This window comes from Occultella glacieicola (genome assembly GCF_004353825.1).
GTDB classification, from domain to species: Bacteria; Actinomycetota; Actinomycetes; order Actinomycetales; family Beutenbergiaceae; genus Occultella; species Occultella glacieicola.
Genome location: NZ_SMNA01000004.1, coordinates 122026 through 146399, shown reverse-complemented (window position 1 = coordinate 146399; position 24374 = coordinate 122026). Strand labels below are relative to the sequence as shown.

At 72.8% G+C, this 24374-nt stretch carries 20 protein-coding genes, 1 pseudogene and 1 riboswitch; of the genes and pseudogenes, 13 read left to right on the top strand and 8 right to left on the bottom strand.

Annotated elements, in window-relative coordinates:
- Positions 1-240: 240 nt before the first annotated feature.
- A pseudogene (locus tag EXU48_RS08615) lies at positions 241-1041 on the top strand (HNH endonuclease family protein); the annotation flags it as partial.
- 181 nt (positions 1042-1222) lie between these two features.
- Positions 1223-5173, top strand: a complete 3951-nt coding sequence (locus tag EXU48_RS08610) for a TM0106 family RecB-like putative nuclease (RefSeq protein ID WP_133107255.1) — start codon at positions 1223-1225, stop codon at positions 5171-5173.
- Between the two features lie 39 nt (positions 5174-5212).
- On the opposite strand, the gene EXU48_RS08605 is transcribed toward EXU48_RS08610, so the two are convergent.
- The 3 genes from EXU48_RS08605 to EXU48_RS08595 form a co-directional block, all read right to left on the bottom strand.
- Positions 5213-5470 carry a hypothetical protein gene (locus EXU48_RS08605; protein ID WP_133107254.1) on the bottom strand — a complete coding sequence of 86 codons (258 nt, stop codon included), beginning with the start codon at positions 5468-5470 and terminating at the stop codon, positions 5213-5215.
- A 126-nt stretch (positions 5471-5596) separates the two neighbouring features.
- Positions 5597-7963, bottom strand: a complete 2367-nt coding sequence (gene metE, locus EXU48_RS08600; protein WP_133107253.1) for a 5-methyltetrahydropteroyltriglutamate--homocysteine S-methyltransferase — start codon at positions 7961-7963, stop codon at positions 5597-5599.
- Between the two features lie 134 nt (positions 7964-8097).
- On the bottom strand, positions 8098-9036 hold the full coding sequence (locus EXU48_RS08595) for a methylenetetrahydrofolate reductase (protein WP_133107252.1): 939 nt from the start codon (positions 9034-9036) through the stop codon (positions 8098-8100).
- Between the two features lie 36 nt (positions 9037-9072).
- A riboswitch (SAM riboswitch) is annotated at positions 9073-9175 on the bottom strand.
- A gap of 205 nt (positions 9176-9380) precedes the next feature.
- Between EXU48_RS08595 and EXU48_RS08590 the strand changes: the two genes are divergently transcribed.
- The 5 genes from EXU48_RS08590 to EXU48_RS08570 all read left to right on the top strand — a co-directional run bounded on the left by EXU48_RS08590 (position 9381) and on the right by EXU48_RS08570 (position 12975).
- On the top strand, positions 9381-9596 hold the full coding sequence (locus EXU48_RS08590; protein WP_133107251.1) for a hypothetical protein: 216 nt from the start codon (positions 9381-9383) through the stop codon (positions 9594-9596).
- A gap of 62 nt (positions 9597-9658) precedes the next feature.
- Complete coding sequence (locus tag EXU48_RS08585; protein ID WP_133107250.1) at positions 9659-10438, top strand: ABC transporter ATP-binding protein; 780 nt, start codon at positions 9659-9661, stop codon at positions 10436-10438.
- The gene (locus tag EXU48_RS08580; RefSeq protein ID WP_133107249.1) at positions 10435-11148 is read left to right on the top strand and encodes an ABC transporter permease; all 714 of its coding nucleotides are present in this window, start codon (positions 10435-10437) and stop codon (positions 11146-11148) included. The genes EXU48_RS08585 and EXU48_RS08580 overlap by 4 nt, the downstream gene beginning before the upstream one ends.
- Before the next feature lie 82 nt (positions 11149-11230).
- On the top strand, positions 11231-12331 hold the full coding sequence (locus tag EXU48_RS08575; RefSeq protein WP_133107248.1) for an S-(hydroxymethyl)mycothiol dehydrogenase: 1101 nt from the start codon (positions 11231-11233) through the stop codon (positions 12329-12331).
- Positions 12328-12975: an MBL fold metallo-hydrolase gene (locus EXU48_RS08570; protein WP_133107247.1), complete on the top strand. Its 648-nt coding sequence runs from the start codon at positions 12328-12330 to the stop codon at positions 12973-12975. The genes EXU48_RS08575 and EXU48_RS08570 overlap by 4 nt, the downstream gene beginning before the upstream one ends.
- Positions 12976-13025: 50 nt before the next feature.
- Here the strand turns inward: EXU48_RS08570 and EXU48_RS08565 are convergent, their stop codons facing one another.
- Positions 13026-14195 (bottom strand): citrate synthase, encoded by a 1170-nt coding sequence (locus tag EXU48_RS08565; protein ID WP_235856918.1) that lies wholly within the window; start codon positions 14193-14195, stop codon positions 13026-13028.
- A gap of 96 nt (positions 14196-14291) precedes the next feature.
- Here EXU48_RS08565 and EXU48_RS08560 point away from each other — a divergent pair, with 96 nt between their 5' ends.
- From EXU48_RS08560 to EXU48_RS08540, 5 genes are all read left to right on the top strand, one after another.
- Positions 14292-15590, top strand: a complete 1299-nt coding sequence (locus EXU48_RS08560; RefSeq protein ID WP_133107246.1) for a citrate synthase — start codon at positions 14292-14294, stop codon at positions 15588-15590.
- A 23-nt stretch (positions 15591-15613) separates the two neighbouring features.
- The gene (locus EXU48_RS08555) at positions 15614-16663 is read left to right on the top strand and encodes an enoyl-CoA hydratase/isomerase family protein (RefSeq protein ID WP_328591635.1); all 1050 of its coding nucleotides are present in this window, start codon (positions 15614-15616) and stop codon (positions 16661-16663) included.
- A 77-nt stretch (positions 16664-16740) separates the two neighbouring features.
- Positions 16741-17532 carry a histidine phosphatase family protein gene (locus EXU48_RS08550; protein WP_133107244.1) on the top strand — a complete coding sequence of 264 codons (792 nt, stop codon included), beginning with the start codon at positions 16741-16743 and terminating at the stop codon, positions 17530-17532.
- Positions 17529-18092 carry a DUF3090 domain-containing protein gene (locus EXU48_RS08545; RefSeq protein WP_133107243.1) on the top strand — a complete coding sequence of 188 codons (564 nt, stop codon included), beginning with the start codon at positions 17529-17531 and terminating at the stop codon, positions 18090-18092. The genes EXU48_RS08550 and EXU48_RS08545 overlap by 4 nt, the downstream gene beginning before the upstream one ends.
- Positions 18089-18874 (top strand): SCO1664 family protein, encoded by a 786-nt coding sequence (locus tag EXU48_RS08540; RefSeq protein ID WP_235856916.1) that lies wholly within the window; start codon positions 18089-18091, stop codon positions 18872-18874. Before EXU48_RS08545 ends, EXU48_RS08540 begins: the two co-directional genes overlap by 4 nt.
- Positions 18875-18937: 63 nt before the next feature.
- On the opposite strand, the gene EXU48_RS08535 is transcribed toward EXU48_RS08540, so the two are convergent.
- Together EXU48_RS08535 and EXU48_RS08530 are read right to left on the bottom strand one after the other, a co-directional pair.
- Positions 18938-19609, bottom strand: coding sequence for a response regulator (locus EXU48_RS08535; protein WP_133107242.1), 672 nt, complete (start codon positions 19607-19609; stop codon positions 18938-18940).
- Complete coding sequence (locus tag EXU48_RS08530) at positions 19602-20879, bottom strand: sensor histidine kinase (RefSeq protein WP_165962733.1); 1278 nt, start codon at positions 20877-20879, stop codon at positions 19602-19604. Before EXU48_RS08530 ends, EXU48_RS08535 begins: the two co-directional genes overlap by 8 nt.
- A gap of 208 nt (positions 20880-21087) precedes the next feature.
- Between EXU48_RS08530 and EXU48_RS08525 the strand changes: the two genes are divergently transcribed.
- Positions 21088-21708 carry a hypothetical protein gene (locus EXU48_RS08525; protein WP_133107240.1) on the top strand — a complete coding sequence of 207 codons (621 nt, stop codon included), beginning with the start codon at positions 21088-21090 and terminating at the stop codon, positions 21706-21708.
- A 55-nt stretch (positions 21709-21763) separates the two neighbouring features.
- Here the strand turns inward: EXU48_RS08525 and EXU48_RS08520 are convergent, their stop codons facing one another.
- Positions 21764-22792 carry an endonuclease/exonuclease/phosphatase family protein gene (locus tag EXU48_RS08520; protein ID WP_165962732.1) on the bottom strand — a complete coding sequence of 343 codons (1029 nt, stop codon included), beginning with the start codon at positions 22790-22792 and terminating at the stop codon, positions 21764-21766.
- Between the two features lie 238 nt (positions 22793-23030).
- Positions 23031-24311, bottom strand: a complete 1281-nt coding sequence (locus EXU48_RS08515; RefSeq protein WP_133107238.1) for a multidrug effflux MFS transporter — start codon at positions 24309-24311, stop codon at positions 23031-23033.
- Between the last annotated feature and the right edge of the window lie 63 nt (positions 24312-24374).

Here is a 24374-nt window from a genome sequence, read left to right as displayed (position 1 = left end):
GATCGGCTCGCGGGCGCGGGACCTGCCATTCCAGCACGGCTGAGACGCCGAGCACGAGGGCCCGGCGACGATTCGCCCCGGACCTTCATCGGTGGTTAACCCACCGTTCACCCGACCCGCACCAGCGGTTCAGATCGAACGGCGAACGTGTGCTGGTCCTCAGGTGTGGGATCCCACGCCTGACGACCCTCGCGCCCCATCGAGGCGCTGCGGACGCCGGGCCTGGGTAACTCCGGGGGGATGAACCCGCCCGGCGTCCGCCCAGAGGGCCCCGGACGGGCCGGGCTCGCGGGCGCCTGCCGGAGGGGCGGCGATCACGAGCCGGCCCACGATGCCCGGCGGTCCACAGGACAGGACGCCCGACGGCGGAGCGTCGCCCCGGGCAGGCAGGCTCGCCTCATGCTTGACGAACCTGAGGAGGCCGCGCGGGCGCGGCCGGTCGTGACTGTCGCGGTCGCGACGCTGCTGGCCGTCGCGCTGGTGCTCGTGGTGCCGCAGTGGTGGGAGCTCGTGCGGGGGCCACCGCCGTATCCGGTGTCGGCCGACCTGGTCGCCACCGCGCGGACGGACCTGGCGGAGCTGACGGTGGTGGAGCCGCTCGACCTGACCGGGTACGAGCGTGAGTCCTTCGGGGAGCCCTGGGCGGACGTCGACCGGAACGGCTGCGACACCCGTAACGACGTCCTCGCGATCTGGCTCCTGGACGTCGTCACCGACCCCCTGAAGCCATGCCTCGTCGTGTCGGGCACTCTCGCCGACCCGTATTCCGGTCACCTCGTGCCCTTCGTGCGCGGCCCGAGCACGAGCGCCGAGGTGCAGGTCGACCATGTCGTCGCCCTCGCCGACGCCTGGCGCAAGGGCGCCGCGGGCTGGCCGGCCGAGCGCGCGCTCGCGTTCGCGAACGACCCCGGCAACCTGATCGCCGTCGACGGTCCGGTCAACCAGGACAAGGGCGCCGACGACGCCGCGGACTGGCTCCCACCGAACGTCGGATTCCATTGCGCCTATGCGGTGCAGCAGATCCGGGTGAAGTCCGCCTACGGGCTCGGCGTCAGCGGGGCCGAGTTCGGAGCGCTCGCCGAGGTGCTGTCGGAGAGGTGTCCTGCCGCGACGGCCGGCACGTCCACGACCGGCGCGGCGATGTCGGAGGGCCGCGATAGCCTCACCGGAGCCGGACCGGGCCAGACCCGGTCGTGGCCGAGAACCGGAAGGAGGCGGGCGCATGTTCCTGCTCGACGATCTGCTCGTCTACTCCGCCAGCGACCTCTCGACCGCCGTCGGCTGCGAGTTCGCCGCGTTGCGCAAACTCGACGAGCGACTCGGGCGGGTCCCGAAGCTCGAGGTCGAGAACGCGTTCCTCGACCGCGCCGCCCGCCTCGGCAACGAGCACGAGGAGCGGGTCCTCGAGCAGTACCGGCGCCGGTTCGGTGCGGGGGTCGTCGAGATCGGACCGCCGACCGCCTACACCAGGCCGGGCCTCGAGGAGCAGCACGCGCGCACGGTCGCGGCGCTGCACGCGGGGACGGACGTGGTGGCCCAGGCCGGCTTCTTCGACGGGCGCTTCCATGGGCGCGCGGACTTCCTGGTCCGCGACGGCGACGTCGACGGGCGGCCGAGGTACGCCGTCGTGGACGCGAAGCTGACCAGGACAGCGAAGGCCCCCGCCGTCATCCAGTTGGCTGCCTACGCCGACCAGGTGCTCCGGGCCGGGATCGACGTGGCCGAACACACCCACCTGCACCTCGGCGACGACGTCGTGACGTCGCACTCCACTGCCGACGGCGTCGCGGTCTTCCGCGAACGGCGCGAGCAGGTCCAGCGCCTGTTGGACGAGCACCTCCTCGACGACGGCCCGGTCGTATGGGGCGACGAGCGGTACCGGGCCTGCCTGTGGTGCGACTACTGCTCGGCCGAGCTCGAGCCGGCCCGGGACGTGAAGCTGGTCTGGGGCGTGCGCAGCGGGACCCGGAACGCGCTGCGGGCCGCGGGCATCACGACGATCGACGACCTCGCGGCGAGCACCGGCCCGGTCCCGAAGGTCCGCCCCGCGGTCCTGGAGCGGCTGCGTGGGCAGGCACGCCTGCAGCTGCGTCAGGAGGCGGCGGAGGCCCAGGCGCTCGGCGCTGTCGCCGGCGCGGCCCCGGCAGGGACAGCGGGGACAGCGGGCGTACCCGCCGCGGCGGACCCGGGAGGGACCGCCGCACCCGCGGGCGGCGCGAACCCCGCAGCCGTCGCCCCGGGTCCCGCCGCCGCCACCCCGAGCGGCGCGGCCGCACCGACGGTCTTCAGCGAGGTGCACACGGTGGCGGCGCTCGACGCCCTGCCCATACCCGACGCCGGGGACGTCTTCTTCGACTTCGAGGGCGACCCGATGTGGGTCGACGACGACCGGACCGAATGGGGCCTGGAGTACCTCTTCGGCCTCGTCGAGGCCGGTCCCGAGCAGCGGTACGTGACGTTCTGGGCGCATGACCGCGCCCAGGAGGCGCAGGCGCTGCGCGGCTTCCTCGCCTACGTCGCACGGCGCCGTGCCGCGCATCCGCGGATGCACATCTACCACTACGCCGCCTACGAGCAGTCGGCACTGCGCACACTCGCACGGCGGCACGGGTTCGGCACCGAGGAGGTGGACAGCCTCATCGCCGACGGGGTGCTCGTCGACCTGTACAAGTCCGTCAAGGACGGCGTCCGGGTCTCCCAGCGGTCCTACTCCCTCAAGAAGCTCGAGCCGCTGTACATGGGCACCGAACTGCGGGACGCGTCGGGGGTGACCAGCGGCGGTGACTCGGTGGTCGCCTACGAGCGGGCCACCGCCCTACGGGACGCCGGGGACGGCGCCGGTTACGCCGAGCGCCTGGCCGAACTCGCCGAGTACAACCGGTACGACTGCATCTCCACCCTGCGGCTGCGCGACTGGCTGCTCGAGCAGCGCGACCGGGCCCACGCCGACCAGCGCGAGGCGGCCGGCGGTGACCTCGATGCGACGCGGGCCGGGGCCACCGCGACCCTCGAGACCACACCGACCGGCGTGGTGCCCCCGCCGGCATCGCCCGCGAGCGCGGCGGAGCCCGAGGAGGCGCCCGCCCAGGCACTCGCGCGCCGGCTGCTGCGCGGCCCGGCGGACACGGCCGCGCCGCTGCTCGCGGCCGCCCTGGACTACCACCGCCGGGAGGACGAGCCGTTCTGGCGGGCGCACTTCGCCCGGCTCGATGAGCCACGCGCCGACGTGCAGGACACCCGGGACGTGCTCGACGTCCACCATGCCCGGGTCGTCAAGGACTGGTCCGCGCCGGAGGACCGCCGACCCACCCGGATCCTCGAACTCACCGGGGCGCTGGGCACGGGCAGCATCGTCGGGGCCGGCGCCGAGGTGTTCTGCGTCTATCACCCCCCGGTGCCCGATGGGCTGCGAGTACCCGAGGGACACGTGCGGGCCACGGCGGGTGCGAGGGTCCTCAGCCGGAGCGAGAACGCCGACGGCGACGACGTCCTGGTGGTCTCGGAGTGGCTCGGACGGGACGTGGCCGAGCACCGCTCCCTGCCGGTCCTGCTCGCCCCGGGGGCGCCGCCGTCCGCCGCGTCGCTGCGAGCCGCCATCGAACTGGTCGCGGAGGCCGTCGCGGACACTGCCGACGGGAACACCGGCGACGCCAAGCCCGGCGTGGGCAGCGGCCCACTCCCCGCGCAGGCAGCCCTCGACATCCTCCGCCGCCTCCCGCCGCGACAGCGTCGCGGTGCCTCGCTACCCCACGTCGGCGTCGCCGCGCCCGCTCACGGCCCGACCACTTCTGTGGACGCGCCGACCCGGAGCGACGGCGGACGTGACGACGGTGAACACGACCGTGTCGGTGCCTCCGTCCTCGAGGGTGAGCACCTCGACCATGGCCACGTCGGTGCCCTCACCGACGCGCTGCTCGACGCCGAGGACTCCTACATCGCGGTGCAGGGCCCGCCCGGCACCGGCAAGACCTACCTCGGCACCCGGGTCATCGCGGACCTGGTGCTGAGGTTCGGCTGGCGGGTCGGCGTCGTGGCCCAGTCACACGCCGTCGTCGAGCACGTCCTGCGGGGCGTCGTCGAGGCCGGCGTCCCCGGCGAGCAGGTCGGCAAACGCGGCGGCAGCGTCAAGGCGACCATCCCGACCGACTTCCGTCCCGCCGTCGAGCACGATCCGGACGCACCTGTCTGGGTCCCCCTGGACACCTACCAGCACCAGGACTTCCTCGAGCATCTCGGCAGCGCCGGCGCCGTCATCGGCGGTACCGCCTGGGACTTCGCGAACCGGCACAGGTTCGCCGTCGGGGACCTCGATCTCCTGGTCGTCGACGAGGCGGGCCAGTTCTCGCTCGCGAACACGATCGCCGTCGCCACGGCCGCCCGTCGGCTGCTCCTGCTCGGCGACCCGCAGCAGCTCCCGCAGGTCAGCCAGGGCATGCACGACGCGCCGGTCGATCAGTCCGCGCTCGGCTGGCTCACCGACGGGCACCCCACCCTGCCTGCCGACCGCGGCTACTTCCTGGACCGGACCTGGCGGCTGCACCCCGACCTCTGCGAGGCGGTCTCCACGCTCTCCTACGACCACCGGCTGCACAGCCACCCACGGACCGCACGGCGACACCTCGACGGTCTCGACCCCGGCGTGCACGTGGTGCGGGTGTCGCACCGGGGCAATGTCGTGGACTCCCCCGAGGAGTCCGCCGAGGTCGTCGCGCAGATCCAGTCGCTCCTCGGCAAGCACTGGACCGACCCTGCCGAGGCTGCTAACACTGCCGACACTGCCGAGGCTGCGGTCACCCGCCCACTGGCGCCGTCGGACATCCTGGTGGTGGCGGCCTACAACGCCCAGGTGCAGCGCATCCGCCACGACCTCGCCGAGGCCGGCCTGGACGCGGTCCGGGTCGGCACCGTGGACAAGTTCCAGGGCCAGGAGGCGGCCGTGGTGCTGCTCAGCCTGGCGGCCTCCGGCGCCGACGACGCCCCACGCGGGCTCGGCTTCGTGCTCTCCCGGAACCGGCTGAACGTGGCGATCTCCCGGGGCAAGTGGGCCGCGATCGTGGTCCGGGCCCAGGACCTGACCCGGCACCTGCCCTGGAATCCGGACGAGCTGTCCGACCTCGGCGCGTTCATCAGGCTGTGCAGCGACGCCCGCGAGCGCCGCAGCCGACGGCACTGACCCGAGCCGGGAACCGCCGCTCGCCCGGTGGTACGACCGTCAGCGGTACTTGTCCATGGGGTCGAAACCGTCGCCGGGAGCGGTGCCGCCGGACGCCGACGACCCGCCCCGCGGATCCCGGCGCGCGTTGCCCAGCATCCGCATCGTGACACCCATCTGGGCGATCGAGATCACCACCACCGCGCCGAGGAAGACCGGCAGACCGATCACCTCGAGCACCCAGAGCAGCACGGCCGCCACGATCAGCGCACCGGAGATCATGGCGGTCAGGATCAGGCCACGGGTCGCCGCATTCATGACGCCAGTCTCGCAGGTCCGCCTCGCACCCGCGGCCCGGCGCCCCTCCGGCCGGGCCGTGCCGCTCGCCGCTCGCCCCGCCGCACGGCCCGGGCGCACCGGACCGAACGGCGGGTCGCGGCACCATCAGCCCTGGACCGGGGCTCCGAGGCGTTCCCGAACGGTGCGGGTCGCGGCGACGAGGTGCTCCAGCGAGGAGACGGTCTCCGGGTAGCCGCGGGTCTTCAGGCCGCAGTCGGGGTTCACCCACAGCTTGCGCTCCCCGACCGAGGCGAGTGCCGCCGTCAGCAGGTCGGTGATCTCGGCCGTGCTCGGCACCCGCGGTGAGTGGATGTCGTACACGCCGGGGCCGATGCCGCGGGCGAAGCCGGAGCCGCTGATGTCCGGCAGGATCTCCATCTTCGACCGCGCGGCTTCGATGGAGGTGACGTCCGCGTCGAGCCCGTCGATGGCGCCGATGACCTCGCCGAACTCCGAGTAGCACAGGTGGGTGTGGATCTGGGTGGCGTCCGCCGCGCCCGCGGTCGCGAGCCGGAACGAGGCCACCGACCAGTCCAGGTACGCCTGCTGGTCCGCGCGGCGCAGCGGCAGCAGTTCCCGCAGGGCGGGCTCGTCCACCTGGACGACCGGGATCCCCGCGGTCTCCAGGTCCGCGATCTCGTCCCGTAGGGCCAGGGCCACCTGGTTCGCGGTGTCCGCGAGCGGCTGGTCGTCACGGACGAAGGACCAGGCGAGGATCGTCACCGGACCGGTGAGCATGCCCTTGACCGGCCGGTCCGTGCGCGAGGCGGCGTAGGTCGACCAGCCGACGGTGATCGGCGCGGGCCGGGAGACGTCGCCCCAGAGGATCGACGGGCGGGTGCACCGCGACCCGTAGGACTGGACCCAGCCGTTCTGGGTGACCGCGAACCCGTCGAGGTTCTCCGCGAAGTACTGGACCATGTCGTTGCGCTCCGGCTCGCCATGGACCAGCACGTCCAGGCCGAGGTCCTCCTGCAGCGAGATCACCCGGGCGATCTCGGCTCGCATCGCCTCCTCGTAGGCGTCGATGGTGATCTCACCCTTGCGCAGGCTCGCCCGGGCGACCCGCAGCTCGGACGTCTGCGGGAACGACCCGATCGTGGTCGTGGGCAGCGGCGGCAGGTCGAGGACCGCGTCCTGGGCGGCCACCCGCGTGTCGTAGTCGCCGCGGTGGAAGTCGGCGTCGGTCAGGGCCGCGGTGCGGTCCCGGACGGACGGGACCACGACGCCCGGCGCGGCGGCCCGATCGGCCGCGACCTCGCGGGAACGGGTGAACGCCTCAGGAGCGGCGCCCGGACCGGCAGCCAGGGCGAGGACCTCACCGACCTTCTCGTCGGCGAACGCGAGCCAGGACCGCAACCGCTCCTCCAGGTCGGGCTCGTCGGCGGTGGTGTGCGGCACGTGGATCAGCGACGTCGAGGTCGACACGGCCACGTTCACCTCCGGCCCGACGGCCTCCCGCAGCCGGTCGAGCTTCGCCGCCGCCGCATCCAGGTCCGTGCGCCACACGTTGTGGCCGTCCACGACCCCCGCCACGATCGTCCGCCCGGCGAGGGCTGCCCGCACGGCGCCGTCGATCGCCGGCGCCTGGCCGCGGACCAGGTCCACCCCGATCGCTTCCACCCCGGTTTGCGCGAGGTCCGCGAACCGCTCGCCGATCGTGGCGTAGGGCGCGGCCACGAACAGGGCCGGCCGCTCCGGCCGGGCCAGGTCCACGGAGAGGGCCCGGTAGGCACGCCCGACGGCGTCGCTCACCTGCGCGGGCGTCTCCGCCCAGGCGTCGCTCACGAGGGCGGGCTCGTCGAGCTGGACCCAGGTGGCTCCGGCCTCGGCGAACGCCCGCAACCAGTCCGTGTAGGCGGCCAGCAGGTCGTCGAGCCGGGACAGCGGCGAGAACCCCTCCGGCGCCGACGCGCTCGGCTTGGACAGCAGCAGGAAGGTGACCGGGCCGACGATCACGGGGCGGGTGACGACGCCGTCGGACAGGCCTTCGGCGAACGCCTTCACGCTCGGCGTCTCGACCAGACGGAACTCGGTCTCGGGCCCGATCTCCGGGACGAGGTAGTGGTAGTTCGAGTCGAACCACTTGGTCATCTCGAGCGGGGCCCGGTCCCCCTCCCCGCGGGCGACCGTGAACAGACCCGGCAGGTCGAGGGCGCCGCCGGGCCCGCGCAGGTCGGCGAACCGGTCCGGGATCGCGCCCACGTGCGCGGCCACCGAGAGCACCTGGTCGTAGAACGTGAAGTCCGACGGGATCGAGGCGTCCTCGCCCAGGCCGAGGCCGGCCAGGCGGGTCCGGGTGCCGGTCCGCAGCTCACGGGCCACGGCGCCGAGCTCCGGCACCGTCGCGCGGCCCGCCCAGAAGGACTCGACGGCGCGCTTGAGCTCCCGGCGTGGTCCGATCCGGGGGTAGCCGAGAACGGTGGCCGCCGGGAAGGTCGGGACGGACGTGGACGGTTGCTGGTACGACATGGTTTCTCCCTTGGTCCGGTGCGTGGTTCGGGTAGCGGGCGTCGCCGCCGGTCGGAGACCCGGCGGGCGGCGACACCCTGGTTGGGGCAGGACGACATGGCCCGACGTCGCCGCGGGCCTGTGGGTTCTCGGCGTCAGCGCGCCTGCGAGCGCGCCACCGCCGGAGTCGGTGTGAGCCCGGCCTGATCCAGGAGATCGAGGACGGCCCGCGAGGAGTTGAACGTGTACAGGTGCAGGCCGGGCGCCCCGGCCTGCAGGACCCCATGGCTCAGCTCGACGCTTGCGGCCAGCCCACGCCGGTAGGCCTCGTCCGGGTCCTCGGCGGAGTCCAGGGAGTCCAGCAGGCGCTGTGGGACCGGTACCCCCGTCAACTGCTCCAGGCGTCGGAGCCGCTTCGGGTCCGTGAGCGGAATGAGCCCGGGGACGATCGGGATCCGGACCCCGCCCGCGCGCGCCGCTGACACCAGTTCCGCGTAGTGGGCCGGGTCGAAGAACACCTGGGTGATCGCGAAGTCGGCCCCGGCCTCCTGCTTCTCGAGCAGGGCGGCCACGTCGGACGGATCCACGACGGCTTCCCCGTCGGCCGAGTAGCTGCCGCCGGGGTAGGCGGCCACCGAGATGCTCACCGGGTCCTCCGGACCCAGCCGGCGGGCGGCGAGGTCGCGCATCAGCGCGACGAGCTGACTGGACCTGGTGAGGCCGTCCGGGTGCGCCCGCCAGTCGTCCTGGCCGGCGGGCGGGTCCCCGCGCAGGGCGAGGAAGTCCCGCACGCCCGCCTCCAGCAGCCCGTCGATGTACTCGGTCAGGTCCGCCTCGGAGGCGCCGACGCAGGTCAGGTGGGCGATCGGCGTGATCGGCGTGTCCCGCAGGATCGTGCAGAGCAGATCCCGCGACGTCTGCCGGGTCGCTCCGGACGCGCCGTACGTGACGGAGAAGAAGTCCGGGCCGATGTCGGCCAGGCTCGCGACCGTCCGCTGGAGCGAGGCCTCGCCCTTCGGGGTGCGGGGCGGGTACAACTCGAACGAGATCGTGGGCCGCTCGGACGGCGCCCGGTACAGACTCGCCGTACTCATCGCGACGCCCGCAACGTACGTGGTGCCTTCATGTGAACTCCATCGCCCCTGGCTTTAGCACCCTTCCCCTCGGGAGGCTTCCGTTGGGGGGTTGCTGCGGCGTCGACGAGCCAGGACTCTCGACCGCTCTGGATGGTGATTGGCTTCGATGCTACCCGTCCCACGACGGCCTACGCGAGCGTTTCAGCGACTGAGATGGGTGGCCGCCCGACCGGGGCGGTCCCCGGAAACGCCGACGCGCCTCGACCACGAGGTCCGGGGACGGGTGCATAGTCGGGAACAACGCCGCTCACCCCCTCGGGCTCGGCCCGTCGCCGGGGACCGGCCGACGAAGGGAGCGAGGGATGCACACACGGATCGCCCGGCGGCGTGGCGACCTCCTGGGAGGCGAACTGTCGCCGGCCGCGGCCCGGGCCGAGCGCGACGCGGTGCTCGGTCGGATCGCCAGGACCGGCGACGAGGACGACCTGCGGATGCGTGCGAGCACGGCCGGCCTCGACGCCCGCGAGATGTCCCTCCTGGACGACCTCGACGCGCTGGAGGACCTGATCGGCGCCTGAGCCCCACACCCGGCCCCACGATGGCGCCCACAACCACGGGCGCCAGGAGGATCATGCATCGCATGACGAGAACCTCCGGCAGCGCCGTGGACGTGCGTGGGCTGCGCGTGGTCCGAGGGTCCACCACCGCTCTGGACGGCGTGGACGTGCGGGTCGCGGAGGGCGCCATCACCGGGCTGCTCGGCCCGTCCGGCTCGGGCAAGACCACACTGATCCGGTCGATCCTGGGGGTGCAGGTGACCGCGGCCGGATCGGTGACAGTGCTCGGCCACCCTGCCGGCAGCGGTGCCCTGCGTCGCGAGGTCGGCTACGTCACGCAGGCGCCGAGCGTCTACCCCGATCTCACCGTAGCGGAGAATCTGCGGTACTTCGCCCGGGTGCTGGGGGTTCCGGATGTGCGGGCGGATGTCGAGCGCGTCCTGGACGTCGTGGATCTACACGAGCAGCGGCGCCAGTTGACGGCCACCCTGTCCGGCGGCCAGGCATCCCGGGTGAACCTCGCCGCGGCCCTGCTCGGCACGCCCCACCTGGTGGTCCTCGATGAGCCGACCGTGGGACTCGACCCGGTGCTCCGGGACTCCCTCTGGGGCACGTTCTCCGAGATCGCCGCGACCGGCACCGCGGTTCTCGTCTCCTCCCACGTGATGGACGAGGCGGTCCGCTGCGACCACCTGATCCTGCTCCGCGCGGGACGTGTCCTGGCCCGGGGCACGCCGGCCGAACTGCTCATCCGGACGGGCACGGACTCCGCGGAGCAGGCCTTCCTCGCCCTCGTACGCCAGGGCCACGACACCGGTGGCCGCGACGGCCCCCGCCCGGACCGCGACGGTCCAGCGTCATGATTCCCACCGCCGCCCGGGTTCTGCGCCAGCTGCGGCACGACCCCCGCACCATCGCCATGATCCTCGTCGTCCCGTGCGTCCTGCTCACGTTGCTCTGGTGGATCTACGACGGCGGCCCGATCTTCACGAGCATCGGGCCGGCCCTGCTCGCGCTGTTCCCGATGATCATCATGTTCCTGATCACCTCGATCGCCACGCTGCGAGAACGGCGGTCCGGCACCCTGGAGCGCCTGCTCACGCTGCCGTTGTCGAAGATCTCGTTCCTCGGCGGATACGCCCTGGCGTTCGGCCTGATGGCCACGGTGCAGGCACTGCTCGCCTCGGCCCTGATGCTCGGCCCGCTCGGGCTCGAGCTGGAGGGCCCGTGGGCGCTGCTGGTGCTGATCGCGGTGCTCGACTCGATCCTCGGGGTGGCTCTCGGCCTGTTCGTCAGCGCGTTCGCGAACACCGAGTTCCAGGCCGTCCAGTTCATGCCGGCGATCGTGCTCCCCCAGGTGCTGCTCTGCGGCCTGCTGGTGCCGCGGGAGGACCTGCCCCGGTTCCTCGAGGTGGTCTCGAACGTCCTGCCGCTGTCCTACGCCGTCGATGCGATGAACGAGGTGGCACGCAGCACCGACCCGGACCTCACCCTGCCGCTGATCGTGCTGGGCGTGTTCATCGTCGGGATGCTCGCCCTCGGGGCCGCGACGCTGCGGCGTCGGACGCCCTGACGGCGCGCGCCAGAGTCCTGCGGCTCGGCTGCGCCCTGGCTAGGCTGGCCGCTAACCCCGAACCCGACATCGAGGACCCACCGTGCCCCAGAAGGTCCAGGGCGTCATCGCCCGCGCCAAGGACGCCCCCGTCGAGCTGACCACGATCGTGATCCCCGACCCCGGGCCCGGCGAGGCGGTCGTGCGGGTCAAGGCGTGCGGCGTGTGCCACACCGACCTGCACTACCGCGACGGCGGCATCAACGACGAGTTCCCGTTCCTGCTCGGTCACGAGGCCGCCGGCGTCGTCGAGGAGGTCGGCCCCGGGGTCACCGACGTGGCACCCGGTGACTATGTGGTCCTGAACTGGCGGGCCGTGTGTGGGCAGTGCCGGGCCTGTGTGCGGGGCCGTCCCTGGTACTGCTTCGCCACCCACAACGCGACCCAGAAGATGACGCTCGAGGACGGCACCGAACTCTCCCCCGCGCTCGGGATCGGCGCCTTCGCCGAGAAGACGCTGGTGGCCGCCGGGCAGTGCACGAAGGTCGATCCGGCCGCGGCGCCCGAGGTGGCCGGTTTGCTCGGCTGCGGCGTGATGGCCGGGATCGGTGCCGCGATCAACACCGGCGGGGTGACCCGCGGTGACACCGTCGCCGTGTTCGGCTGCGGCGGCGTCGGTGACGCCGCCATCATGGGCTCGGCCCTGGCCGGCGCGGGCACGATCATCGCCGTCGACGTGGACGACACCAAACTCGAGTGGGCCAGGGGCGTCGGGGCCACCCACACGGTGAACTCCTCCGGAACGGACCCGGTCGAGGCGATCCGGGAGCTGACCGGAGGCTTCGGCGCGGACGTGGTGATCGACGCCGTCGGCCGTCCGGAGACGTACGAGCAGGCGTTCTACGCCCGGGACCTGGCCGGCGTGGTGGTGCTGGTCGGGGTGCCGAACCCGACCATGAGACTCCAGTTGCCACTTCTCGACGTGTTCGGGCGTGGCGGCGCCCTGAAGTCCTCCTGGTACGGCGACTGCCTGCCCAGCCGGGACTTCCCGATGCTCATCGACCTGTACCTGCAGGGCCGGCTCGACCTCGACGCGTTCGTCTCCGAGCGGATCGGGCTGGCCGACATCGAGTCGGCATTCACGAAGATGCACGACGGCGCCGTGCTCCGCAGCGTCGTCATGCTGGACGGAGCGAAGGCATGAGCACGACGAACGGGCAGCGCACCCGGATCGACAAGGTGGTGACCTCGGGTACCTTCTCGCTCGACGGCGGCACCTGGGAGGTCGACAACAACGTCTGGGTGGTCGGCGACGACTCCGAGTGCGTCCTGATCGACGCCGCTCACGACATCGAGCCCATCGTCGAGGCCATCGCGGGGCGGCGGGTCCGGGGGATCCTCCTGACCCACGCCCACGACGACCACATCGGGGTCGCCTGCGAGCTCGCCGGTGACCTCGGCGCCCACACCTACCTGCACCCGGAGGACCGGGAACTCTGGGACCGGACCCACCCGGGCGTGGGGCCGGACTCCGACCTTGCCGACGGCGACCTGTTCACGATCGGGGACGTCACCCTCGAGGTCCTGCACACCCCCGGTCACTCCCCCGGCTCGTGCAGCTTCCACAGCCCCGACCTCGGCGTCGTCTTCACCGGGGACACCCTGTTCCGGGGCGGTCCTGGCGCGACCGGCCGGTCCTTCTCCGACTTCCCCACGATCGTCGACTCGATCACCGACCGGCTCCTGACCCTGCCGCCGGAGACCGTGGTGCACACCGGCCACGGGGACGACACCACCATCGGTGACGAGTCACCCCATCGCCAGGCGTGGGTCGACCGCGGGCACTGACCGTCCCGGCAGGTGTCGGATCAGTTCGGATCGGACCGGCTCACGGTGGGTCAGCTCCTGAGCGGCACCGGCTGGGGTGCCGCCGGGCCGACGTAGCGCGCGGACGGACGGATGATCTTGGTGTCCGCGCTCTGCTCCAGGATGTTCGCCGTCCAGCCGAGCACCCGGGCGGCCGCGAACGTCGGCGTGAAGAGCGGGCGCTCGATCCCGAGCAACTCCATCACCACGGCCGCGTACCACTCGAGGTTCGTGTGCAGCGCGCGCCCCGGCTTGTGTCGTTCGAGCAGTTCGGGGATGCGCTCCTCGACGGCGACCGCGAACTCCACGCGCGGCCCACCGAAGCCCTGCGCGACCCGCTTCAGCAGCGCCGATCGCGGGTCCTCGGTCCGGTAGACCGGGTGCCCGAACCCCATGATCCTGGCCCCGGACCGCAGTTGCTCGGTGACCCATTCGTCGATGCGCTCGTCGGTGCCGATCGCGTCGAGGCTGTCCAGGGCCCGGCTCGGTGCGCCCCCGTGCAGGGGACCGGACAGCGCCCCCAGGGCGCCGACCAGGCAGGAGGCGGCGTCCGCACCGGTCGAGGCGATCACCCGGGCCGTGAACGTCGAGGCGTTGAAGCCGTGGTCGATGGCGGCCACCAGGTACGCCGACAGGGCCGCGACGTGTTCATCCTCGGGCTCGTCCCCGCGCACCATGTACAGGTAGTTGGCGACCAGTCCCAGATCCGGTCGGGGGGCCACCGGCACCTGCCCGGCACGGATCCTGGCCAGCGCCGCGATGATCGTCGGCACTCTCGCGGCCAGCCCGATCAGGTCCGCGCGGCGTTCCTCGGGGGTGAGGTCGTAGAGGGGACGCAGGCCACGCTGGGATCCGTCCAACGCCAGCGCTGCCCTGAGGCCGGCGAGCGGGTCCGCGGCATCGGAGCCACGCGCGAGCAGGGGCAGTGCCGTGGCGAGGTCGGCCGACAGCGGGGACCGCCCGGCCACCTCGGCTGCGAACGCCACACCCACGGCAGCGTCCGGGAGCTCGCCGTCGAGCAGCAGTTTCCAGACGTCCTCGACCGAGCGCGACTGCGCGAGGTCGGTGGCCGAGTACTGCCGGTAGTGATAGAAGCCCTCATGTCCGCGCACGTCACCGAGTTCGGTCTCGGTGACGACGACGTTCGTGAGCCCACGTGGGACGGTGATCGGGGTGTTGTCCATGCGCGACGGTGACGGCATCGGTTCCTCCTGCGGCGGTGTCGGGTAGCCTCACGAGACCACAGGCATTGATCACTGACGAATCAATGTTGATCGAATCAATATCGTGGGAGGTCGATGTCCGGTCCACTGCCACGCCTGACCACGGCGCAGGCCGCCGCGCGCCTGGGAGTGAAACCGGCGACCCTCTACGCCTACGTCTCGCGCGGGCTGATCGCGAGCACCCGCGCGGAGGCCGGCGGCGGGTCGACGTTCGACGCCCTCGACGTCGAACGGTTGGCCGCAGCGAGGCGGCGCCCACGCGAGGGTGGTGCCGGCGCGGACCGACCACGTGGACGGCCTCTGATGGTCCTGGGCTCCCCGATCACCCTCATCGAGGGCGACGAGCTCTACTACCGCGGTGTCCGGGCCACCGAGCTCGCCCGGACGCACACGCTCGAGGCAGCCGTCGAGGTGCTCTGGGCGCAGCCTCCCGCGGTCACCGGCCACGGCTTCGAGACGTCCGCCGAACTCCTCGCGCACGCCCGCGCGGCGGGCGACCTGCTCGGTCCGGCGGCGCGGCTGATCGACCGGCTGCAGCTGACCGTCGTGATCGCCGGTTCCCATGACCCACTGCGCACCGACCTGACGGCGGCCTCCGTCCACGCCGCAGGGCGGCGGCTCATCGCCACGATGGTCGACGCCCTGCCCGACGTCGGCCCTCCCGCTCCCAGCCCCGCGAGGCTCGCGCAGCGGCTCTGGCCCAAGCTGACCGCCTCGCCGGGCACCCCGGCCGACCTGGCCCTGCTGGAGGCGACGCTCGTGCTGTGCCTGGACCACGATCTGGCCGCGGCCACCCTGGCGGCGCGCGTCGCGGCCTCCGCCCGGGCACACCCGTACGCCGCGATCACGGCCGCCCTCGGCGCGTTCGACAGCGCGATGCATGGCTCGGCCTCGACAGTGGCCACCCAGATGCTGCGGGAGGCGGGCTCCGGCCGACCCGAACGCGTCATTGCCGGGCACGCCGCTCGCGGACGCGGCATCCCGGGCTTCGGACACGTCCTGTACCGGCGCACCGATCCGCGCGCGGCGTACCTGCTGGCCCGGATGTCGGCCATGGAGCGCTACGCGGCCGCGATCCGAGTGACCCGCGAGCTCGTGGCGATGGTCGGACCGCGCACCGGCCGCCCGACCAACGTCGACCTGGCGCTGGCAGTCCTGGCCGTGGGCGCGGACATGGGCGACGACGCCGGCCAGGCGATCTTCGCCGTCGCCCGGACGGTGGGCTGGCTCGCGCACGTGGTCGACGAGTACGGCCAGGCGCCGCTGCGTCTGCGACCGGAGTCGGACTACACCGGACCCCGACCCGCAGAGCCTGCCCAACCCAGCACGTCCGGCTCCGACCTGCCCGACGGCCGCGCAGCCACCCGGCACTAGCATCGGATCGCGGCGAGGGAAGGGTGGGGACGGGTGAGGGCACAGTGACATTCACGGCGGCGACCAATGAGTCGGACGAGGTGCTCGTCACAGTGGCAGGTCCACTCGGCCGGATCCGGCTGAACCGTCCCCGGACGATCAATGCCCTGACGCCCGGCATGATCACCACGCTGACCACGGTGCTCACCGCCTGGGCGGCTGACGAGGCGATCGCCGCCGTGACCCTCGAGGGCGCCGGGGACCGCGGGCTGTGCTCGGGGGCGGACGTGCGTGCCATTCGCGCCTGCCTGCTCGAGGGGAACCTGGACGCGGCCGGGTTCTTCGGTGCCGAGTACGCCCTCAACGCCCTGATCTCGGACTTCCCCAAGCCGTACGCGGCGTTCATGGACGGGATCGTCATGGGCGGCGGGATCGGGCTCTCCGCCCATGGCTCGCTGCGCCTGGTCACCGAGCGCACCCGGGTCGCGATGCCCGAGACCGGCATCGGGCTGTTCCCGGACGTCGGTGCGCTGTTCTTCCTGTCCCGTGCCCCGGGTGAGCTCGGCACCCACCTCGCGTTGACGGGCACGCAGGTCGACGGCGCGGACGCGATCGCCGTCGGTCTCGCCGACACGCTCATCCCCTCCGGCGCGTGGCCGGCGATCGTGGCCCGTCTCGCCGCCGGCGAGAGCCTGGACCCGTCGATCGGCCAGAGGTCACCGACCGCTCCCCTGGCGTCCGAACGCGGCTGGATCGACCGCTGCTACGCCGGCGACGACCCGGCCCGGATCCTGGAGGCACTGCGAGAGGCGCCGGAGCCGGCCGCACGCGCCGCCGGCGAAGTTCTTGCCGGCCGCTCGCCGCTCTCGGTGGCCGTGAGCCTGGCGGCCATCCGCCGGGCGGCCGCGCTCGACTCGGTCGAGGCGGTGCTCGCCCAGGACCTGCGCGTCGCAACCGCCCTGGTCGCCGAGCCGGACTTCGTCGAAGGGGTCCGGGCGGTCCTGGTGGACAAGGACCAGCAGCCGCACTGGCGGCACACCGCGCTCACCGAGGTCAGCGGCGGCGAGGTGGCCGCGATGTTCGGCGGCGCCTGACCCGACTCCGGACCGGCGGGAGGGCGACGACCGGGGCGACCGGCCGCCGTCGGGCCCGCATCGTAGGCTCTACGACCATGGCGACCCTCCTCCTCGTCCGGCACGGCCGGACGGAAGCGAACGCGCGCGGCGTGCTGGCCGGTAGGACCCCCGGCGTCGGCCTGGACGAGACCGGGCGCGCCCAGGCGCGCGCGACCGGCGCACGGCTCGCGCCGGTGCCGCTCGTCGGCGTCGTCACGAGCCCGATGCTGCGGTGCGAGCAGACCGCGGCGGCGGTCCTCGACGCCCGCCCGGGCGGGCCGGCGCGACCCGGCCTGCGCACCGACGACGCGCTGACCGAGTGCGACTACGGACGCTGGCAGGGCATGTCGCTCAAGGAGCTCGCTGCCGAGGACCTCTGGCCGCTCGTGCAGCGACAGCCCTCCGCCGTGACGTTCCCGGGCGGGGAGTCCCTGCCCGCCATGCAGTCCCGTGCCGTCGCCGCGGTCCGCCGGCAGGACGCGGCATTCGAGGCGGAGCACGGCACGGGGGCGGTGTGGGTCGCGGTCAGCCACGGCGACATCATCAAGTCCGTGCTTGCCGACGCCCTCGGCATGCACCTCGACCTGTTCCAGCGGATCAACGTCGGCCCGGCGTCCGTGTCGATCGTGCAGTACACCTCGACCAGGCCGAACGTCGTCGCCGTCAACACCGACGGGGGCGACCTGGCCTGGCTCGCCACCACCGGCGGCGCCGGTGCGGCCCAGGCGGCGGTCGGCGGCGGGTCCGGGCCCGACGGGTCGGGGCCCACGGGACCGACGCGGGCTCCCGGCGTGGCGACCGGGCCCGGACGGCTGCCCTCGACACACGCTCGTAGCATGGAGACATGACTCCCCTCGTGCACGGATTCGACTGGCCCGACCGGTTCGTCGTCGGGGCGGTCGGCCGACCCGGAGAGCGCACGTTCTACCTCCAGGCCCGTGCCGGGTCGCACCTGGTCAGCGTGGCGCTCGAGAAGGAACAGTCCGCCGCGCTCGCCATCAAGATCGACGAGGTGCTCGACCGGCTGATGGCCGAGGACGGCAACCCGTTCAGCGTCCCCGAGAAGGCTCCCGAGGGCATCCTCGACGACGAGCCCCTGGACGAGCCGATCGAGGAGCGGTTCCGGGTCGGCACCATGAGCCTGGGCTGGGACCCGTCCACCGCGCAGATCGTCATCGAGGCGCTGCCCCTGGTCGGCACCGACGACGAGGAGGCCCTCGAGGAGTTCGACCCCGAGGAGTTCGAGCCGGAGGAGGTCCTCCAGGTCCGGATCCCGGTCGGTTCGGCCCGGGTGTTCGCGCACCGGGCCCGGGAGGTGGTCTCCGCCGGCCGGCCGATCTGCCCGCTCTGCGGCGCGCCGATCGAGGGTGACGCGCACGTCTGCTCGTTGCCCGACGGCTTCGCGTGAGCGAGGTGGTCGCGGGCGAGACGAACGCCGGCGCACTGGACGGCGAGGTCGAGCTCGTCGGCCGGATCCGCCAGGCCTCCAACGCCACGTTCGTCGCCCGGATCGACGGCGTACGCGTCGTCTACAAGCCGGTCGCCGGCGAACGGCCGCTGTGGGACTTCCCGGACGGGACGCTGGCCCGGCGGGAGGTCGCGGCCCACGCGTTGTCGGCGTCGTTCGGGTGGGACCTCGTGCCCCGTACCTGGCTGCGCGACGGTCCTCTCGGCCCCGGGATGGTGCAGGTGTGGTGCGAGCCCGACCCGGCCCAGGATCCGGTGGACCTGGTCCCGGCCGACGCCGTGCCCGAGGGCTGGCTGCACGTCTTCGACGGCTTCGACGCCGACGACCGTGTGGTCTCCCTGATCCATGAGGACACCGCGGCGCTGCGGCGCATGGCCGTCTTCGACATCGTCGCGAACAACGCCGACCGCAAGGGTGGGCATGTGCTCCCGACCGCGGCCGGGCACCGCTACGGCGTGGACCACGGCCTCACGTTCCACACCGAACCCAAGCTCCGCACCGTTCTGTGGGGCTGGCTCGGCCGCGATCTCGACGCCGACGAGCTGGCCGGCCTCGAGCGGGTGCGGGCGGACCTGGACTCCGACCTCCGGGAGACGTTCGCGGACCTGCTCGCCCCCGACGAGGTCACGGCCACCATCGAGCGGTGTGAGGACCTGCTCGCCGAGCCGAGGTTCCCGGGCCCGCGGGGGGAGATGCCGGCCGTGCCATGGCCGCCGTTCTGACCTCCGGCGGTGCCCGCGGCGCTCACCGGAGGGCCGGACCCCGGAACGCTGCCCCGCGCGGTGCTACTCCGCCGGCACGAACCCGGACGTGAACGCGACGACCACGGCCTGGGTGCGGTCCCGGACGCCGAGCTTGGCGAGCACGTTGCCGACGTGCGTCTTGACCGTCTCCACGCCGAGGAACAGTTCGCCGGCGATCTCGGCGTTCGAGCGGCCGGCGGCCATCAGGCGCAGCACCTCACCCTCGCGCTCGGTGAGGCCGGCGCCGGAGAGGCCGTCCGCCGTCGGGCTCTGCCTGCCGCGCGCCATCCGCCGCAGGGCGCGCGGGAACAGCACCGACTCCCCGCGCGCAACCACCCGGATGGCGTCCAGGACCTCCTCGGGCCGGGCCCGCTTCAGCAGGAACCCGCTCGCCCCGGCGAGGAGAGCGTCGAAGACGTAGTCGTCGTTCTCGAAGGTGGTCACCACGATCACCCGGGGACCGCCGCCCGCGCGTTCGGCGCGTTCGACGAGTGCGCGGGTGGCGTCGATGCCGTTCACGCGCGGCATCCGCACGTCCATCAGCACCACGTCGGGCGCATGGCGGGCGACGGCGTCCGGTACGTCGATCCCGTCGCTCACCTCGCCGACCACGCTCAGGTCGTCCTCGCCGTCGACGATGATGCGTAACCCGGTGCGCACGAGCGCCTCGTCGTCGACGAGCAACACACGGGTCGGTTCGGTCGGATCAGTCACTCTCGGGCTCCTCGGTCGGGTCGGTCAGCGGCAGCTCCGCGATCAGTCGCCAGATCGGGCGGCCCGCGTCCTCGAAGGTCCCGGCCCGCAGGTCGCCCCCGACGAGGGTGAGGCCCTCACGCAGGCCCGCAAGTCCACGACCGCCGGTGGTGGCGCCGCCGTCCGTGCCCGGCCCCGTGCTCATCGCGTTCGTGACCACGATCCGCAAGTGCGCCGGGCCTCGGGTGACGCCGATGGTCACGGGGTCCGCGCCGTGGCGCAGCGCGTTCGTGAGGCCCTCCCGCACGATGGCGTAGGCCTCCCGGTCGATCACGAGCGGGATCGGCCCGACCGGCCGCGGCAGGTCCAGGCGCACGTCCCGCCCGGTGGCCCGGGCCCGCTCGACGAGGTCGGCGGCACCGGTCGGGCCGGTCAGCCTGGGTACCGGGACCCGGCCGCGGTTGGGCTCGGCGTCGGTGCGGAGCAGCCCGAGCACGCGGTCCAGGTCCGCGACGGCGGCCCGTCCGGTCTCCTCGATCGCCGAGAGTGCGGTGCGGGCGACGTCGGTGCCGCCGGCCGGGTCCCGGTCGAGGGCCCGGGCCGCGGCAGCCGCCTGCAGGGTCGTGATGGTCAAGGCGTGCCCGACCGAGTCGTGCAGGTCCCGGGCGAGCCTGTTGCGCTCGGCCTGGGTCCGGGCCTGGCGCTCGAGGGCGGCGATGCGTTCGGCCGCGGACGGACCGAGCAGCCGTGGCGCCAGCAGCCGCAGCAGGGCCCCGCCCACGAGGAACGCTGCTCCTGCCGCGGCGATCAGCACGAGCCCGAGGAGCACGGCGAGCGGCCAGGGCAGTCCCGCGAACGAGCCGATCATGCGGTTCATCACCAGGCCGGTGGCCGAGGTGCGCAGCACCAACACCACGCCCAGCGGAACCGCGGTCAGCAGTGCCATCGTCGCGGCCGCACCGATGAGCAGGTGCGCCGTGTACCAGAGCGCCCCACGCCAGCGGGCCTCGCCGGAGACTCGGCCGACCGGGACTGGCAGGTCGACGTCCAGGAACGCGCGGACGGCCTGGATCTCGAGCGTCCGCACACCGAGCAGCACCGGCGGGCTGAGCGCGATCGCACCGGCGAGCGCGACCAGGATCCAGATGATTACCGGTGGGACCGACGGGTCGGCGAGCATCTGGGCGAAACCGGTCACGAGCACCGCGTAGGCGCCGAACATCAGACCGCCGATGACGCAGAACACGGCCCGCCGGGCGGTGGTCTCCGCCAGCCGCCGCACGTGTCCCATGTGCCCGAGTCTGGCAGGGCCGGACCGTGCCCCGCCTCCCCCACGGGAGGGGGGCGTGGACCGGGATCTGGTCCCGGGCGGGTCCGGCGATGCCTCAACGGGAAGACGTTGGTTCCCCCGTGCGTGCTCGAACCGACGCTGGGTCCGGCCGTCGTCCATCGCGACACTGGACGTCACGCCGGATCCGTGACCCCTCGGAGAGACCCCGATGCACAAGTACGCCGGTCAACATCCTCGTCGCGAACCCCTGCGGGAGCCTGACGGCCCGGTCGCCGCTACGGGGTACCCGCCACGGCTGGCCGCGATGCAGAGGCAGGTCGGCAACCACGCCGTATCCCTGCTGGTTGCTGTGCAGCGGGCCTGGGTTGCGGGCGGGAGCGGGAACTTCCACGAGGACGCCACGGGCGAGACATTCAACTCGATCACACGGAACTACACCGGACCTCCGGGCTGGACGTCGAGAACGCTCTCGATACCAGAGGCTGAGCAGCTGATGGATCGAATCCAAGCAGACGCTCAGACGGGACCGGTCGGCGACCAGCAGCCTGTCGGTGGAGGCACGATCGACTTCGCGAAGTTCCGTGCCGTGCTCGACACGTACGACCAGCAGGAGACGCCGCTGCCACCGGCTGAATGGCGCGAGATGCGCAAGCAGCTGTCGCTGGCCATCGTGATGCCGAACAAGTCCCATCCGGCCCACGGCAGCAACTTCAACAAGCCGCAGAAGGCAGTCACTCAGGTCAAGGACTGGGCGAATGTGCTATCCCCGAACATCCTCGACGCGCTCAAGCCGGCACTGAACGCCCAGTTCGGCGACAACACGTTCTGACCGTCCACATCGGTCCCGCGCAGGTGCAGACGGGTCACCGAGAGATCCGACCCGATCAGCGCACCGGAACCAGCCGGATCAGCACGCCCCGGTGGTCGGTGCCCGGGACCTCCACCACGGCTCCCGCCGTCACCTCGAAGTCGGCCGGGTCGATCAGGACGTGATCGATCGTGGTGCCGAGCAGGGCCGGCATCCGCACCGGGTAGGTGGACACGCCGCCGATCCCGGCGAGCACCGAGGCGTCTACGCAGGGCGCGATCGTCCGCATCGGGGCATGGTCGAGGGTGGCGTTGAAGTCACCCGCGACGATGCCGCCGGGCGTCTGCGCGCATAACGGCGCCACGGCCGCGACCTCGTCCCGCCAGGTCTGCAGTGCCTGCGGCCTGACGAGCGCGGTACGGATCCCCGGCGGCGATCGCGGGTGCACGGCCGTGATCGGTGGCCCGTCCCCGCTCACCGGGACGATCCGGAGCACGCTGCGCTCGGTGGAGGGGACCTCCTCGTACGCGCCCATCGACTCACTCACCAGAATGCCCGTGCCGTCGGGGTCGGAGACGCCACGGGTGCCCGCGAATGCCTCGAACCGTTCCCCGGCGGCCGCGAGCGCGTCGGCCAGTTCCCCGAGCACGTCACCACCGGACTCGGGCAGCACCAGCACGTCCACGCCGGCTTCGCGGACCAGGTCGACGACGTCGTCGGTGTCGGCGGCCCGGCCACGCAGGTTCAGGTTCAACAGGGTGATCTCGTCGGCGGTCTCGGTCGCGGCGGTGGGGACCCCACCGGCACTCAGCCCGCGGCCGGCAAGCACCGCGCCGTGCCCGACCGCGGTGAGGCCGAGGATCACCACGACGGTGATCAGCCGGGGTGCCCGTCCGCGCCAGCGCAGCATCCCGGCCGCGAGCAGCCCGGTGAGGGTCGCGGCCACCGTGAACCCCAGGACCAGCCAGGGCCGGAGGGCGATGAACTGCATCGCCGCATTCGCGGTGGAGAGGGTCGCGCCGTCCGGGCCGAGGCGCGCCGGGTCCAGGGTCGCGACCGCGGCGACGGCGATGAGGGCGACGGCGATCCACCCGAGTGTGCGCATGGCTCGATGATCGGTCATGCCCGGCCCCGCGCGGATCCGAATGCCGTGGCCCTCCGCAGATCTTCACGTGACCCCCGCAGTCACCGCGGCCCAAGCGCGGTCCAAGTCTCGCGGTCCAGGTCTCGCGGTCCAAGTCTCGCGACCCAAGTCTCGCGGCTCGAGTACGCGGTAGCCCCGCTCCGGGTCGGGCCCAGCCGGGGGTTCCGCGCGGTCGGCAGCGCAGGCGCGGGGCGGCGGGTCAGGGCTGCGCGGGCTCGACCTGCTCGTCGAGGTCGGCCACGACCGGAACGGCCACGGCGGCGGCGCTCGCGCTCGCCCATCGCCGCTGCACGGCGAGCAGCAGCACCCCGGAGATGGTGATGACGGCGAACATGACCCCCGCCATCGCCGTCGGGCCGCCCCCGAGGAGGCTGCTCACCGGCGAGATCAGCGCGCCCATCACGAAGCCCATCGCCCCGTTCAGGGCGGCCGCGGAGCCGGCCCGGTGTCCGTTGTGCTCCAGCACGATCGCGGGCACGGACGGCATCACGAAGCCGACGGTACCCAGGGTCGGGATGAGCAGCGCGACCAGCGGCACCAGCCCGGAGCCGTTCGCGGCCACGGTCGAGGCGACCACGAACAGGGCGAGCGAGAGCACCCAGCCGGCCGCGATCGCCGTCGTCACGATCCGTTCCGGTGTGAACCGGCTGACCAGCGCGCCGTTGACCTGGGAACCGATGGTCACGGCGAGTGCGCCGGCGCCGAAGATGTACCCGAACTCGGAGGCGCTCAGCTCGAAGCCCTGCTGGAACACGAACGTCGAGGAGGCCACGTAGGCGAACATCGCGCCCATGTAGAACGCCCCCATCAGCACGACGCCGATATAGGACCAGTCGGTGAGCAGGGACCGGTAGGAGGCGACCGCGGTGCGGGTGCCGCCGGTGCGCCGGGCCTCGCGCGGCAGGGTCTCCTTCAGGAACAGCGCAGCCAGCACGAACAGGAGCACTCCGAACGCGGCGAGCACGCCGAACATCGTGCGCCAGGAGCCGACCAGCAGGATCTGGGCACCGATCGAGGGCGCGAGGATCGGGGCCACGCCCACCACGAGCATCAGCCGCGAGATCACCCGGCTCATGCCGATCCCGGAGTAGGAGTCGCGCACGACGGCCATCGCGAGCACCATGCCGGCGCCGCCGCTGAGGCCCTGGAGGGCGCGGAGCACGGTGAGCATCTCGATCGAGCCGACGCCGATGATGGCGACCGAGGTCGCGACGTACACGCCCAGTGCGATCAGCAGCGGCCGCCGTCGCCCGTAGGCGTCCGAGAGCGAGCCGAGGAGCAGCTGGCCGACGGCGAGACCGGCGAGGGTGGCCGTCATGGTCAGCTGCACGCGCGCGTCGGTGGTGCCCAGCTCGGTCACGATCTCGGGGAACGCGGCGAGGTAGAGGTCGATGGTGAGCGGCCCGATCGCCGTCAGCGAGGCGAGCAGCAGCACGAACGGTGCGCTGATCCGGACGCGCGCGGGCGCGGGTGACGTCATGGAGGGGCCAACGGGCTCACCCGGCCCCGTTGTTCCCGGATCGTCCGCGCGTCCCACGATCCG

What these genes read in the sequence shown, in the direction of transcription:
- EXU48_RS08580 (WP_133107249.1), top strand. Translation starts at nt 10,435, where the DNA reads ATGATTCCCACCGCCGCCCGGGTTCTGCGCCAGCTGCGGCACGACCCC.
- EXU48_RS08605 (WP_133107254.1), bottom strand. Translation starts at nt 5,470, where the DNA reads ATGAATGCGGCGACCCGTGGCCTGATCCTGACCGCCATGATCTCCGGT.
- EXU48_RS08525 (WP_133107240.1), top strand. Translation starts at nt 21,088, where the DNA reads ATGCACAAGTACGCCGGTCAACATCCTCGTCGCGAACCCCTGCGGGAG.
- EXU48_RS08515 (WP_133107238.1), bottom strand. Translation starts at nt 24,311, where the DNA reads ATGACGTCACCCGCGCCCGCGCGCGTCCGGATCAGCGCACCGTTCGTG.
- EXU48_RS08585 (WP_133107250.1), top strand. Translation starts at nt 9,659, where the DNA reads ATGACGAGAACCTCCGGCAGCGCCGTGGACGTGCGTGGGCTGCGCGTG.
- EXU48_RS08530 (WP_165962733.1), bottom strand. Translation starts at nt 20,879, where the DNA reads ATGGGACACGTGCGGCGGCTGGCGGAGACCACCGCCCGGCGGGCCGTG.
- EXU48_RS08560 (WP_133107246.1), top strand. Translation starts at nt 14,292, where the DNA reads ATGTCCGGTCCACTGCCACGCCTGACCACGGCGCAGGCCGCCGCGCGC.
- EXU48_RS08550 (WP_133107244.1), top strand. Translation starts at nt 16,741, where the DNA reads ATGGCGACCCTCCTCCTCGTCCGGCACGGCCGGACGGAAGCGAACGCG.
- EXU48_RS08545 (WP_133107243.1), top strand. Translation starts at nt 17,529, where the DNA reads ATGACTCCCCTCGTGCACGGATTCGACTGGCCCGACCGGTTCGTCGTC.
- metE (WP_133107253.1), bottom strand. Translation starts at nt 7,963, where the DNA reads ATGTCGTACCAGCAACCGTCCACGTCCGTCCCGACCTTCCCGGCGGCC.
- EXU48_RS08610 (WP_133107255.1), top strand. Translation starts at nt 1,223, where the DNA reads ATGTTCCTGCTCGACGATCTGCTCGTCTACTCCGCCAGCGACCTCTCG.
- EXU48_RS08520 (WP_165962732.1), bottom strand. Translation starts at nt 22,792, where the DNA reads ATGCGCACACTCGGGTGGATCGCCGTCGCCCTCATCGCCGTCGCCGCG.
- EXU48_RS08590 (WP_133107251.1), top strand. Translation starts at nt 9,381, where the DNA reads ATGCACACACGGATCGCCCGGCGGCGTGGCGACCTCCTGGGAGGCGAA.
- EXU48_RS08570 (WP_133107247.1), top strand. Translation starts at nt 12,328, where the DNA reads ATGAGCACGACGAACGGGCAGCGCACCCGGATCGACAAGGTGGTGACC.
- EXU48_RS08595 (WP_133107252.1), bottom strand. Translation starts at nt 9,036, where the DNA reads ATGAGTACGGCGAGTCTGTACCGGGCGCCGTCCGAGCGGCCCACGATC.
- EXU48_RS08565 (WP_235856918.1), bottom strand. Translation starts at nt 14,195, where the DNA reads ATGCCGTCACCGTCGCGCATGGACAACACCCCGATCACCGTCCCACGT.